The sequence below is a fragment of the Pseudomonas sp. Pseusp10 genome (assembly GCF_059492225.1).
This window is the reverse complement of sequence record NZ_CP168528.1, coordinates 3,347,501-3,360,957: the sequence shown is the minus strand read 5'-3', so window position 1 is coordinate 3,360,957 and position 13,457 is coordinate 3,347,501. Positions and strand designations below refer to the sequence as shown.

Annotated in this window: 13 protein-coding genes, 2 rRNA genes and 1 pseudogene (1 of these 16 cut by a window edge); 5 read left to right on the top strand and 11 right to left on the bottom strand. The window is 55.7% G+C overall.

Features of this window, described 5'->3' with window-relative positions; all coding sequences use genetic code 11:
• Positions 1–15: 15 nt before the first annotated feature.
• Positions 16–939: an NADP-dependent oxidoreductase gene (locus tag ACEN8Z_RS15140; protein WP_495594706.1), complete on the bottom strand. Its 924-nt coding sequence runs from the start codon at positions 937–939 to the stop codon at positions 16–18.
• A gap of 74 nt (positions 940–1,013) precedes the next feature.
• Positions 1,014–1,454, bottom strand: a complete 441-nt coding sequence (locus tag ACEN8Z_RS15135; RefSeq protein WP_495594705.1) for a DoxX family protein — start codon at positions 1,452–1,454, stop codon at positions 1,014–1,016.
• Positions 1,455–1,607: 153 nt separating this feature from the next.
• Between ACEN8Z_RS15135 and ACEN8Z_RS15130 the strand changes: the two genes are divergently transcribed.
• Positions 1,608–2,510 (top strand): helix-turn-helix domain-containing protein, encoded by a 903-nt coding sequence (locus ACEN8Z_RS15130; protein ID WP_495594704.1) that lies wholly within the window; start codon positions 1,608–1,610, stop codon positions 2,508–2,510.
• Positions 2,511–2,554: 44 nt separating this feature from the next.
• Here ACEN8Z_RS15130 and ACEN8Z_RS15125 read toward each other — a convergent pair whose 3' ends face one another.
• Positions 2,555–3,319: an SDR family NAD(P)-dependent oxidoreductase gene (locus tag ACEN8Z_RS15125; protein WP_495594703.1), complete on the bottom strand. Its 765-nt coding sequence runs from the start codon at positions 3,317–3,319 to the stop codon at positions 2,555–2,557.
• A 167-nt stretch (positions 3,320–3,486) separates the two neighbouring features.
• The gene (locus ACEN8Z_RS15120) at positions 3,487–3,972 is read right to left on the bottom strand and encodes an ester cyclase (protein ID WP_495594702.1); all 486 of its coding nucleotides are present in this window, start codon (positions 3,970–3,972) and stop codon (positions 3,487–3,489) included.
• A 132-nt stretch (positions 3,973–4,104) separates the two neighbouring features.
• Here ACEN8Z_RS15120 and ACEN8Z_RS15115 point away from each other — a divergent pair.
• The 4 genes and pseudogenes from ACEN8Z_RS15115 to ACEN8Z_RS15100 form a co-directional block, all read left to right on the top strand.
• Positions 4,105–4,212 (top strand): annotated as a pseudogene (locus tag ACEN8Z_RS15115) (LysR family transcriptional regulator); the annotation flags it as partial.
• A gap of 141 nt (positions 4,213–4,353) precedes the next feature.
• Positions 4,354–4,773, top strand: a complete 420-nt coding sequence (locus tag ACEN8Z_RS15110; protein ID WP_495594701.1) for a nuclear transport factor 2 family protein — start codon at positions 4,354–4,356, stop codon at positions 4,771–4,773.
• Positions 4,774–4,896: 123 nt separating this feature from the next.
• A complete protein-coding gene (locus tag ACEN8Z_RS15105) occupies positions 4,897–5,208 on the top strand; it encodes a hypothetical protein (RefSeq protein WP_495594700.1) in 312 nt (103 codons plus the stop codon).
• Positions 5,209–5,368: 160 nt separating this feature from the next.
• A complete protein-coding gene (locus ACEN8Z_RS15100; RefSeq protein ID WP_495594699.1) occupies positions 5,369–7,108 on the top strand; it encodes a dipeptidase in 1,740 nt (579 codons plus the stop codon).
• 212 nt (positions 7,109–7,320) lie between these two features.
• Here the strand turns inward: ACEN8Z_RS15100 and ACEN8Z_RS15095 are convergent, their stop codons facing one another.
• The 7 genes from ACEN8Z_RS15095 to ACEN8Z_RS15065 form a co-directional block, all read right to left on the bottom strand.
• On the bottom strand, positions 7,321–8,214 hold the full coding sequence (locus ACEN8Z_RS15095; protein ID WP_008000549.1) for a polysaccharide deacetylase family protein: 894 nt from the start codon (positions 8,212–8,214) through the stop codon (positions 7,321–7,323).
• A gap of 62 nt (positions 8,215–8,276) precedes the next feature.
• Complete coding sequence (locus ACEN8Z_RS15090) at positions 8,277–9,185, bottom strand: NAD-dependent epimerase/dehydratase family protein (protein ID WP_495594698.1); 909 nt, start codon at positions 9,183–9,185, stop codon at positions 8,277–8,279.
• A 90-nt stretch (positions 9,186–9,275) separates the two neighbouring features.
• On the bottom strand, positions 9,276–10,010 hold the full coding sequence (locus ACEN8Z_RS15085; RefSeq protein WP_495594697.1) for an SDR family NAD(P)-dependent oxidoreductase: 735 nt from the start codon (positions 10,008–10,010) through the stop codon (positions 9,276–9,278).
• A gap of 94 nt (positions 10,011–10,104) precedes the next feature.
• Entirely contained in the window at positions 10,105–11,532 is a 1,428-nt protein-coding gene (locus ACEN8Z_RS15080) for an APC family permease (RefSeq protein ID WP_008000543.1), read from the bottom strand.
• A gap of 423 nt (positions 11,533–11,955) precedes the next feature.
• Positions 11,956–12,408 carry a VOC family protein gene (locus ACEN8Z_RS15075; protein ID WP_495594696.1) on the bottom strand — a complete coding sequence of 151 codons (453 nt, stop codon included), beginning with the start codon at positions 12,406–12,408 and terminating at the stop codon, positions 11,956–11,958.
• Positions 12,409–12,793: 385 nt separating this feature from the next.
• Positions 12,794–12,909, bottom strand: a 5S ribosomal RNA gene (gene rrf, locus ACEN8Z_RS15070).
• 157 nt (positions 12,910–13,066) lie between these two features.
• A 23S ribosomal RNA gene (locus ACEN8Z_RS15065) occupies positions 13,067–13,457 on the bottom strand; it runs 2,502 nt beyond the window's last position.

Below are 13,457 nucleotides of genomic sequence, written 5' to 3'. Positions count from 1 at the left end.
ATGACTGGCTACCACTCACTTCGTTGTATCGAGAACAAGCCGGCCACGTAAGTGACGGCCCATGCTTTTCTCGATCGCCACTTTCGCATCACTCAAGGGGTATGCCTCAACGTCGACCGTGAGGTGTCCCTTGTCGAACAGTTCGGCAATGAGCGAGAGCTGCCGGCCATCCGAGCGGGTGGCAAAGTTGGCGGGGGTCACGCCGTAGTCGTTTGCCAGTGACATGCTCGGCAGGCTCACCGGCGATACCAGCACACCGTTTCTTTTCAGTACCGCAAAGGAACGGGTCTGTGTGTCGCCGCCCACCAGATCCAGTACCACATCGACGCCGGACACCAACTCTTCGAATGCCTGGGTCGTATAGTCGATGGTGTAATCCGCTCCGATTTCCTTCAGGTAAGCATGATGGTGTGCCGAGGCCGTTGTGTAGACTTCCGCGCCCAGGTACTTGGCAATCTGCACGGCCATGCTGCCCACGCCACCGGCCGCAGCGTGGATCAACACCTTCTGCCGCCGTTGCACACCCGCGTGTTCGGTCAGGGCCTGCCAGGCCGTCAGGGCCGATGCGGGTACAGCGCTGGCCTGCAAGGCACTGAGCGATTTTGGTTTGATCGCCAGTTTTGAAACCTGGGCGATTGCTTTGGTCGCATAACCACCAACGATGTTGATGAAGCCAAACACTTCATCGCCAATGCTGAACTCAGTGACGCCCTGCCCCACTGCCACCACCGTACCGGCCACTTCGACACCCGGGGTAAAAGGCAGCGGCAAAGGGATGAACGCCTTCATGGCTCCGGAGAGGATCTTCCAGTCAATCGGGTTCACCCCAGCTCCAGCGACATCGATCAGCACTTCACCGACGCCGGCCACCGGGTCGGCAATATCTTCCAGACGCAAAACTTCAGGACTGCCGTATTCGTACACGCGTAGGGCTTTCATGGAGGCCTCGATCATTGAAAAAGTAGGGAGACAAACACTGCGCTGCGAGGGACCGCCCTTCGCAGCGCGGGGTATCAACGACGGCGAGCGTCGAGGCTGAAGCGACCGGCACCGAAGGCCACGACCTGCAGCAAGCCACCAGCCATCGCGATGTTCTTGAAGAAGTGGATGAACTGGTTCTGATCGCCCAGTGCGTTATGGAACGCCAGGGCGGTAAACACGCTGAACACAGCCAGTACAGCGGCGACGGTGCGGGTGCGGTAACCCGCGATCAGCGCCAGGCCACCACCGATTTCAACGATGATCGCCAGCGCCAGCGCCAGTTGCGGAAACGGAAGCCCGACAGAGCCGATGTAACCGACCATCATGGCCGGAGCGGCCAGTTTGGAAAAACCGGAAAGGATGAAGATTGCGCTGAGCAGTACGCGGCCGATCAACGAGGCCGAAGCCTGGGTCACGTCGGAACGGCTCTGTTCAGCGGTGGCGGAATGAGCGATGTTTGCAGAAGTCGTCATGGGGTATTTCCTTCAGTTGGGTGCGATTCGACTTGAACCGCCCGGGTGAGGAAATGTTGCTCCTGATCAGCTCATCTTAATAGCCGACTAATTTAGATCATTAGATTCGATTAAATAGACAAGTCACTCACTCCACCGAATGGGAGTTCAATCGTGCAATCCGCTGAGCGAACGTCTGCAACAGGCCTGGAAGCGCACATTCGCGGTCAGCGCCTGGCGGCCTCAGACGAGGTTTTTTCCAGCGATGTGCTGGTGCAGATCTTTAACCGGGAGCGGATCGAGCAAAGCGTTATCGTTCCCGCCGTGGCCGAGCCGCTGATTGTCTGGGTGCTTACCGGGAGCGCCACCGTAGAGGAACGGGAGGCTGGCGAAGCGTGGCGGGCGAGTGAAGTGACGAAGGGGGATTTTTTTCTCACCACCAGCGCCGTGCCCTACGAAATGCGCTGGCAAGTGACCAGTGCGGAGCCCTTTGTGGTGATGCACATTTACCTCGGCCTGCCCCTGCTCGAACGTGCAATCCAGGAAACCCGCAAGGCAGTCACCGGTTCGATTTGCCTGCGTGAAATATCCGGTGGTCGAGATGAAGCGCTGTCGGTACTGTTCGAACAGTTCAGAGTTGAACTGAGCAACCGGGGAGAAGCCAGCCCACTGCTGATGCAAGGCATCGCTCAGTGCATCGCCGTGCGCCTGGCACGCGATTATCTTGATGCGCAAGCCGATAACATCGTTCAGCGCAATGCCCTGCCGGCCTTCAAACTCAAGCGTGTGGTGAATGCGATGGAGAAGTCTCTGGGTGAGACGTTTTGCCTGGGGGATCTGGCCGACGCAGCCGGCATGAGCGAGTACCACTTCAGCCGTCTGTTCAAACGCGCCACGGGGCTTTCACCCTCCCGTTACTTCATCAGGCTGAGAATGACCAGGGCCAGGCAACTGTTGATTGAAACCGACATGAGCATCATCGATGCCGGACTGGAGGTCGGATACAGCAGCGCCAGTCATTTTTCCCAGGCGTTCAAACGGGAGGTCGGCGTCCTGCCCAGTCATTACCGCAAATGAAAACGCGGCACGGCGCTCGCCGTACCGCAAGTACAACCGGCCAATCAACTGCCCACGGGAATGCTCATGCCGCCATCGGCCATGACGACCGAGCCGACAATAAAGCTGGCGCGCTCGGACGCCAGGAATGCCACGATCTCGGCGATTTCAGCGGGCGAAGCCGCACGGCCGATCGGTGCCGACTTGCCGTGCTCCTGCAGAAAGCCCGGGCCGTCCTCCATGAAGTGATTGAGCAGATTGGTGACCACGTCGCCCACACCAATCGCGTTGACCCGAATACCGTGCTCAATCGCTTCCAGCGCCTGGGTCCGGGTCAATTGCGCCAGTGCCCCTTTCGATGCGGTGTAGGCCGCGACTCCCGGGAACGCAAAGTAAGAGGCATAGGACGCAATGTTGACGATTGCGCCTGACTTTCGCTTCATCATTTCTTTCGCCGCTTCACGGGAATGGAGAAACGCACCCGTTACATTTGTCTCCATCTGCCAGCTCCAATCCTCGCGCGTCATCTCGACCAGAGGCTTGTAGATGATCCGTCCGGCGTTGTTGACCAGCACATCGAGCTTGCCGAAGTGTTGAACGGCCAGTGCAACCGCTTGTTCCGCCGAGCCATCGACCGTGATATCCGCGACTAGGGGCACCAATCCAGGGCGCTCAAGTGCATTCACTTCAGGGTTGATGTCTTCGGCAATGACTTTGGCGCCACGGGCATGAAACAGCTCGGCGATGGCTCGGCCGATACCGCTGGCGGCGCCCGTGACAATCACGACTTTCCCGGCGATCTCGTTGGGGGTAGCAATAAAATCAGTCATCTCGTTTCTCCTGGCAAGAGAGCAGCTGAACCGTTCCAGCCGCTGCGCATACGCCTGAACGTATGCGGGTGTCGCTTTCGACGACTCAACTTTCGCCGATCACGATCCACCACTCTTTAGGAGCCTTGCTCACCCTGTCGGGGCTTTGCGCTTATCTGCCTGGCGTTTCATTTTTTCAGCACGCCGAGCTGATGCAACCCGGTCATCCAGTCCTCCATGTGCCAGGTGCGAACGATTTTCCCGTTTTTGAATTCATGGATATCGGTGGCCATGATGTCGATTCGTTGGCCGGTGGGCGTCACCCCCACAAAGACACCACTTTGGATACCGGAAATGCGCGAGCGCACGATGACTTTGTCGCCGTCCTGCAACACCTCCTCAATCTTGATGCTGAAATCCGAGAAGGTGCTATGAAGATGGTGCAGCACTGCTTTGGCACCCTCAGGGCCCGGGGCCTGATTCGCGCCGGCTGGGATGTCTATCCAGTCTTTGCTCAGGATGTGGTCAATAAGGCTGGGGTCGTTCTGGTCGAAAGCGGCATACCAGAGTTCGACATCTCGCTTGTTTTGACTGGACTGCCCGCCGCTGACCAGTGCACTGACACATACCAGGGCAACGCAGAGCGCTGCCTTCCAGTTTTTTATGGCGTTCATTTCAGTCTCCCTGATGGTCTGGTTGAAACCTAGCCGGACAGGCAATCTAGACTGATGAAGCTTTTAGTAATACCGGGATAAGTTTGACCATTAAGTTCGAGGAAATAGGCATGATTTCTGATCCCGGAACACTATGCCTTCGACGTCATCCACCGCACGGATCTGCCACCGGGAACTGCCGCACGGCGGTTGATTGACCGTTTCGTTCAACAAAGCACGGCGCAGGAGGCAGCCGCTTGAGGGAAGAACTTGTCGATTTTCTGGAACCTGGAGATCGAAATTAATCGGGTTCTATTCGAGCCGGGATCCATGGGACATTCTTTCGACCAAGCCGTGAACAGCATTCGCTGTGCACCGGTCATCAAACCTTGGAGGCGAAAGATGAACCACGCTCAAGCGCTGCTTCAGGCGCACTTCGACACGTTTGTCGCCAACCCTGAAAAATGGAAATCGCTTATTTCTGACGACATTGTCTGGGAGCTTCCCTACGCCCCGAGCCTCGGGCATCCGACCCGATTGACGGGTCGTGATCAGGTGTTGGGGCATGTCGGCTGGTTTATCGAAGCGGTGCAAGACTTTCGCTTTTACGACCTTCAGATCAATGCCTTTGCCGATCATTCAAAAGCCGTCGCGCAAGTAAAGGCCGAAGGGAGGATCAAGACGACGGGGCGAATCTACAGGCAGACCTACGTTTTGTTCGTGGAGGCTGAAAACGGCAAGCTCAGGTTTATCCGAGAGTACTTCGATCCAATTCCAGCCGCTCACGCACTGGACGAAGAGATCAGGCTGCCGTCCGTCTAGACAGTGGGCCTCTTACTCAGTGAATTCCGAGACAAGCCGGCGGGCAAGTGGATGATGTCCTGATAGGGGCCTAATCTGAATAGGTACGACCTTGAACACGCCTCTTGATACAGGGGAACCGGGATGACGGGACATACAGCACGCCAATGCTCGCCATGGCTCCTGCTCTCCCTGCTCGCCGTCAACATGGCGCTGCTAGCCGGATGTTCAAGCAAAGCCACCACGGCTCCACATCCTGCCTCAAACACCGACTCAAACACCGGCTCAGTCTGCTTTGCAAAAGCACTCCCCACTGTCGGCGAAGGTGGCCTCGCCTGGGGCGACACTCTGGACATGGCTCGGCAAAAATCCCTGGATAATTGCATACGCTATGCCGGCCGATCCGGCGGTACACCGGATACCTGCCACGTGGTGATGGCGGAATGTAAACATTGATAGAGCGGTTTTTCGTTTCTGCGCCGCTTTTGCCTTTCTGTGCGACAGATCCCACTTCAGGGGCTCCCGTTTCACACGCTCGTGGTGTTAGTTTTGAAATGTTTCTGATCAAACGATCAGATATTTCTTACAAACCGCCTGCAAAGGAATGCCCCCAGCAATGGATTTTTCACTCAAGCACCTGGCCGCGACCACCCTCATGCTCGCCAGCCTTTCGTCGTTCACCACCGCAGCCCACGCCAACATCACCCCGCAACAGAACGCGATCATCCTCAAGACCTTCAGTGATGCGTCGGTCAAGGATTTCAGGCAATTCCTGGGAAGTCTGGCCAAGAGCGATTTCGCCAAGACCGACAACCTCGGCCCGGCCATCAGTGCGTTCCTCGACAACAAGACGCTTACTTCTGAGCAGCAAAACGAAATCCATCGCCTGCTTGGCCTCTATGCACGGGTGAAATACGGCAGCGCGGCCACCGACACCTTGAAGGAGCTGGTGGCCATTGCGACCGTGCGCGTGGATGGCGTTGCCCAGCACGACAATCCCGAATTCCTCAAGATAGCCGAGAAGATCAAGGGCCTTGCCCAGGCGTTCAACCTGAACTTCCGTAACATCGACAACCGCGTCTATGAGATCTCCCTTGAAGGCACCGGCGATGAAGTCGTGGGCATTCACGCCCATGCCGATGTGGTGCCGGTAACACCGGAGAACTGGGTGCTGCAGGACGGCACCCGCCTCGATCCGTTCAAGGTCACCCTGGTCGGCGATCGCATGTATGGCCGCGGCACCGAGGATGACAAGAACGGCATCGTGGTGGCGCTCTACGCCATGAAGATCATCAAGGAAGAGCAGCTGCCGCTGGCCAGAAATTTCAAGCTGCTGGTCGACACCACCGAAGAGACCACGGGCGATGCCATCCCCTACTACTTCGAACGCAACCCGACGCCCAACTACAACCTGGCACTGGATGGCGGCTATCCGGTGGTGATCGCCGAGAAAGGCTATGGCACGATCATGGCCAGCTTCGCCAAACGTAACGCTGAAGGCCAAGGCGCGGAAATCACCTCGATGACCGGCGGCCTGGCCACCAACCAGATTCCGTCGACATCGGTCGCGACTCTGGTGACCGACAAGCCCGCCGAACTGGCCGCCAGCCTGCAAAAGGCCGGCACTGATTATGCCAAGCGCAACGGCGGCAATTTCGAGGTGGCTGCCAGGGTCGACGGCAAGGACGTCAAGCTGACCGTCACCGGTGTTTCCGCCCACTCCTCCGAGCCGGAGTCCGGCGTCAACCCGGTGGCCAGGATGCTCGATTTCATCAATAGCCTCGACGGCAAGGTCGCGCTCAAGCACAACCAGATCACTGACGCTGCCCGCTACGCCACCGACAACTGGGGGCTGGACTACCTGGGTGGCAAGTTGGGGGTCGGTTTTGCCGATCAGTTCATGGGCCCGCTGACCACTTCCCTGACCTATGTCGGGATGGATGACAACGCCTTCAAGCTCGCGGTCAACCTGCGCGTGCCGAAGGGCAAGTCGCCGGAAATGCTCAAGTCCGAAATCGCCGCAAAGCTGGACGCCTGGAGCAAGAAGACCCGGATCGCACCGGCCTTCGACCTGTCGATTGCCGAACCGATGTACCGCAACCCCGAGGGTGAATGGACCAAGGCCCTGCTCGCCGTGGCCAGTGAAAACCTCGGCATGGAACACAAGTTCGGCACCTCCGCTGGCGCCACGTCCGTACATGAACTGCCCAACGGCGTGCAATTCGGCCTGGCCATGCCGAACGTCAAATACACCGGCCACAACGACAACGAGTTCAAGACTACCGAGCAGTTCCTGCTGGACTTGCAGATCGTGACCGAGATGATGGGCCGCATCGGGCAACTGCCGAAGCTTTGATCCCCCTTCGGACCCGCCCTTCTGGCGGGTCCGGTTTGAGGCCGGCTAAGCTGGAAACACGACTCGAATGTCGCGCTGATCCGCGCTCTCCAGGCCCAATGAAGTAAAAAAGCATCATTCAGGCAGAGTAGCGACCCTCCATCGAGGGTCGCGGCTCCAACATCAATAACTACAAGAACCCAATACGCACGATACATTCACCATCAGAACGGTTATTTGTTCGCTTTAACCGGTCCCTGATAGTAAGGCAGGCTGTCAATCCGTGGCGTATAGACCCCAGTGCGGACACTACGCTGAACATGCGCCGCGATCTCATCCATACGTGCAAACCAGACATCGCCTTTTTGCATCATGTATTCGATCAACTTCGAAACTTCATGCCAGCGTGCCAAACGGCCGGAAAGGAAGGGATGCCAGACGGGTATGAAAAGACCGCCATATTCCCATGCTGCATCAAACTCGGCCTTGAATACCTCTACGGCGCGTTGCGGCGACTGAATCGGCATCTGAAAATCAAGGTCGATACTGTGCATGTACTGGGGCCAGTCATCCAGCGCCCAGCTGGAGGGCAGCTCCACCAGCTCTCCAGCATTTGTGCGCAACAGATAAGGAACATCATCCCCCATCAATGAGGCGTCATAACTGAAGCCTCGCTCGATCAGCAAGTCAGCCGAGTGCTCCGACATATTGTAGAGGGGAGCCCGCCAGCCTCGCGGTGCCTGGCCCGTGAAGCGCTTGATGGTGTCGCAACCACGATCGAGCCAATAGGCTTCTTCTTCTCGAGTCAGCTCGTTTGGATGTTCATGTATATAGCCATGGTGAGCAATTTCGTGTCCATTTTCGACGATCGCTTCAATGGCCTCGGGGTATTGCTCAATGCACCAGGCCGGAATGAAGAACGTTTGTTTAATCTCGAAACGTCGATAGGTTTCCAGGATCCTTGGAATCGCCACCTTCGGTCCGTAGTGCAGCATTGAAATACTGGCAACTCGCGTTGCTGAATCCTTGGGGTGCGCCACATGCAGAATGCTGTCTGCATCCATATCAAAGGTAAAGGAGACGGCACAGCGTGCGCCGTTTGGCCAGACAATAGGGTTTTCAATCATGTTTAATCACCAATGGCTGCTGAATATCATTGATTTACCAGGAACCGTGAGCTATCCCGATATCAATACTCGTGATCGAGCAGCCAATTGGAATAATGCGTCAGTCCTTTTTCCAGCGACCATTGCGCTCGATACCCCAACTCCCGCTGCGCAGCACTCAGGTCCCATTCCCCATGCCGATCGAGATGCCAATAGCCATCGCCGATTTCGATGCGGGCATCAGGAATTATTTTCCTGATCAGTTCAACGGCCTCATGCAGCGTCCAGGAGCGGTCACCGGCAATATTAAATATGCCGCCCTTCGTATCTCTGGTTTCAGCCGCCATCAGTACAGCACGCACAACGTCTTCCACATGAATATAATGGAACCGATGATCGCCGCCGGTAGGTAAGTTGAATGTTTCACCCTTATGAACTGTTTTAAGTATGTCCCTGAGAACCTGCGGCATTTTATTTTCAGGGCCATACACTTCAGCAATCCGCAGCGAGATTACTTCCATACCATAAAGATCATTGTAGACTCGGCCAAAATGCTCGGTGGCAACTTTGGTTACACCATAGGGTGTCGTTGGATTAGTCGGTGTTTTTTCATTGATCACACCTTCGAAATGCCCGTACACCGTTTCAGAAGAAAAATTCACTAGCTTTTTAATGCCCGCCAGGCGCATTGCCTCAAGCAAATGAATGGTGCCATCGATATTCGCTGCCACTGTCGTAATCGGCAGATCTATGGACAAGTCAGGATGTGACATCGCGGCCGTATGAATAACACGATCAACCCCAAAGTCCTGAATGGTTCTGACGATCCTGGGAATATCGTACAACTCGCCCTGTACAGGGGTCATGAACTCCGACCTGGCCTCTGAGTAGTCACGATTGTAACTAACCACCTTAACGCCCTGTTCGCTGAGCTTTTTAGTCAGGTACCTGCCAACATAGCCCAAACCACCGGTAATCATCACAGCGCTCATTTTGTATCCTTCTTGTTATTAGAAAAATCAGAGCCACTTATTTGACTGGGAAATTCATGACTCAGTGAAGTTTAATTGCACGACACTCAACTAGATCGCGGCCCCGCCATTGGGGCTGACTACTTGTCCAACCATATAATCTCCCGCAGGTCCGGCCAGGGCTTCGACCATGGCCGCAATCTCGTCCGGTTTTCCGAAGCGCTTCAATGGAATGGTCGCGCGCGTCTCGTCGTTGTATTCAATGGTGTCGTTGATCAGCATGTCCGTTTCGATCGGCCCCGGTGCCACCGAATTCACCAATACGCCTTGTGGGGCAACTTCCTTCGCAACCGCTTTTGTCAACGCGATCACCCCGCCCTTGGAGGCGCAGTACGCGGCGTAGGTCGGAAAGCCAATCAACCCCAGCTCGGAACTGATATTGATAATCCGCCCCTGACCACGTGCCAGCATGCCCGGCAACACGGCCTGCATGCAGGCCCAGGTCCCGCCGAGATTGGTGCTGATCATCTGTTCCCACTGCGCCCAGGTCGTCTGCGCGACGGTCGCCGAAACCAGCCTGCCGGCATTGTTGACAAGAACATCGACCCGCCCATAGCGGTTCTCTGCTTCCCTGATGATTCCGGCTGCCGCCTCGGGATGACTGACATCCGCTTGAACAGTGATCCCATCGCCACCGTTGTCTTGGGCAATACGTATCACTGCGTCGAGTTGATCCTTGACGTCGAAGTAGTTGAGTACCAAATGATCGCCACTTGCAGCAAAACGCTTGGCAATTGCCAGCCCTATGCCCCTTCCCGCTCCCGTAATTACGACAACACGCTTCATAAGTTCACCCATGGTTTTAAATGAACACCACACGCAGGCGCCAATCTCCGGTTAACGCAGGCTGCAACATTGACCGCACGCGTTAACTTCGCAATCAGGACTCTTGCATTGGCGTTAGTACGGTTTGCCTGGAAATTCGCGACTGCCAAAACAGAATCATTGCGCCAGAAAGGATGGTCAGCGCGCCGAGGTACCAGGCGGTGTATTGATCCTCGGGCGAAACCGGATTGGCTCCGGCGGTATAACCGATGTATCCCAGCACAAGGATTGCCAGCGCAGCCGGGATCGACAGTGCCAACGCCATACCGAAACGTTGACGGCGAAAGGTCATGACAATGAATGCTGCGATAGCGGCCATGTAGGACATCACCAGCGTGATGGTCACGACATCGTAGTACCACGAGATCTTGTCCAGTGGCTTCCACCAGAGCAGTGTAATGGCGAGGGTCGAGACGATAATGCTGGCCAGCCATGGCGATCTCGATTTATTGACTGAGCGAAGCGCTGTTGGCAGATGCCCTTCCTCACTCATTCGATAGAGCGTACGCGCAGCTGCACTCGAAGAAATTTGCAAGCCGGCACATGCCGAAGTGATCACGACGAATAGAGCGATCCAGGCCATGGCGGGGGGCAAGTAGACATTCGCCACGGCGGCGATCGGCCCACCGTTGCCGTCTTCGATAATTGCCGCCAACTTCTCTACAGGCACCGCGTACTGCCAGCCAATCGCCGCAAGACTGTAAATGACGAATGCCGAAGTCAGAACGAGTAGCATGGAGCGCTGTACAGTCCGAACCGGAATACGCGACTCTTCGATATAGTTGATCGCCGAATCGAAGTTCGCGAGCATCCAGACACCGAACAGCACCCCCGGCCCGATCGCGGACCAACCACCAGACCCTTCCGGCGTGTACATGGAAATCACTGACAAATCCGGAACCTGAGGATTGATGATTCCCATCAACCCGAGCCCGGCTACCACGCTGATCTCGAAAATCAGAAATACGCTGGCTACTTTGGCTGTGGCATTGACGCCGTTGCAGGAAATGGCCAGGAAGATCAGAACCATACCCGTCCCGATCAGTTTTGCATTGAGCGGGCCCGCCAACACCGGGAACAACGCCTGTATATATTCGGTTCCGATAATTGCGCACATTGCCATCACTGCCATGCAGGCAACCGAGTACGCCCAACCGAGAATGGTCCCTACACGGGTGTGCAGAAAACGCGACGTGAAAGTGAAGACGCCACCCGCCGACGGTGCCTGGCGAGTGAGTGAGATCATGCAGAATGCCATGACCAACATCGGAAAGAAGTACGCAATCAAAATGGCCAGTGGAGCGTGGTGGCCCGATATTGAGTAAAGAATCGACATGGAAGAAGCTGCGATCCAGCCAGGCGCATTGAAGCCCAGCGCCGAAAACGTCACATCCCTGGTGGTTAGAGTTCCCTTGTTTAACGCAGTATCCAGATCACGAACAGTTCCGTCACGGTCATAGCCGATGATTTCATAAAAGTTCATTTTTCAGGCTCTGATTAATAGCTATAGAAGATGTTGTAGCGTCAAACCATTTGAGTTGATTTGAACGCCGTTCTTATTATTCAACTAAGCAAAATGCAGATATTCAAAACCCGAACAAGCCAGACACCGATAGCTTATTCAGATTTGACTTACAGCGTTCTTTTTTATTGCTGCCCAGGAAAACCCTCAAGTCGAGATTATTTTTTCCAGCTGCCAGCAGTCACTTCAACTGCATAGCTGCGTGCGTGACCAGTTGTGGTGCTTAAACTTCTGAATGGGGGGGGCCAGTATAGGAACAGGCAAAAAATACCTACCATCAGCAATTGCCGATGTTTAAATCTGAATTAGCGAAGTAAATTATCAGACGCCCTCAACGGCAACCAGCCACGCCCCCCCTATCAGCTCTGTACCTGCTGCAGGTGCTCATCGAGAAGCGTGCTGCCCGAGCTCCTGGGCAAGCCCGATGAGAATTCCTTCGGGCCCCCGAATGTAGCAGAGCCGATACGTATTTTCGTACCGGACCACTTTGCCGACGAGCTCCGCGCCGCGTTTGTGGAGCCTGGCGAGCGTGTCGTTGATGTCCTCCACGGTGAACATGACGCGCAGGTAACCGAGAGCGTTCACCGGAGCGCTGCGGTGATCGGCGACCACAGGTGGGGCGAGGAATCGGGACATCTCGAGACGGCCGTGACCGTCTGGTGTACGCATCATGGCAATCTCGACGCGCATGTCGCGCAATCCAGTGACACCATCTGCCCAGTCTCCTTCGATTGGCGCGCGCCCCTCGAGTTCGAGGCCAAGTTCGGTGAAGAACTCAATGGCAGCGTCGAGGTCTTCTACAACGATGCCGATGTTGTCCATACGCTTGACTGTCATGATGTCTCCTTGCCATCCACGTAACGTAGCCGGGCACCTAGCCTGGCATTCCCAAGCAAGACGTCGAAATAAACTGGACCAGCGGGTCCGATTGAAACAGCGAAAAGCGCTGCCAAGCGGCTAGTAGGGAGCACTGAGGGACGTCGCGTCCGGCATAAGGCTTCCTTGGAAAATGCAAATTCGAGGGACGACTTTAGCATTGAAGGCGACTTGCTGTAGGAGCGAGCTTGCTCCGGGCGGCGTTCCGACGATGAGCTTCAGAACGGCGCGGGGCATCAGCAAGTTAGCGTCAGCGTTGACGACCATCGCGAGCAAGCTCGCTCCTACAGGAGCCAGAAAAACAAAACCCCTACCTGCATACGCAGATAGGGGTTTCGGAATTTAATCTTGACGATGACCTACTCTCACATGGGGAAACCCCACACTACCATCGGCGATGCATCGTTTCACTGCTGAGTTCGGGATGGGATCAGGTGGTTCCAATGCTCTATGGTCGTCAAGAAATTCGGGTACCGAGTCGTGACCACGATGGCCTCGCTTCAGCAAATTGGGTAGGTGATAGCTTCGGTGTTTGGTGAGTATCTCGAACTTTCGGTTCTTGCGTCTTCACACACCGCAATCTGGCCTCTTCCGAGTTCGCAAATTGCTTGGGTGTTATATGGTCAAGCCTCACGGGCAATTAGTATTGGTTAGCTCAACGCCTCACAGCGCTTACACACCCAACCTATCAACGTCGTAGTCTTCGACGGCCCTTCAGGGGACTCAAGGTCCCAGTGAGATCTCATCTTGAGGCAAGTTTCCCGCTTAGATGCTTTCAGCGGTTATCTTTCCCGAACATAGCTACCCGGCAATGCCACTGGCGTGACAACCGGAACACCAGAGGTTCGTCCACTCCGGTCCTCTCGTACTAGGAGCAGCCCCTCTCAAATCTCAAACGTCCACGGCAGATAGGGACCGAACTGTCTCACGACGTTCTAAACCCAGCTCGCGTACCACTTTAAATGGCGAACAGCCATACCCTTGGGACCGGCTTCAGCCCCAGGATGTGA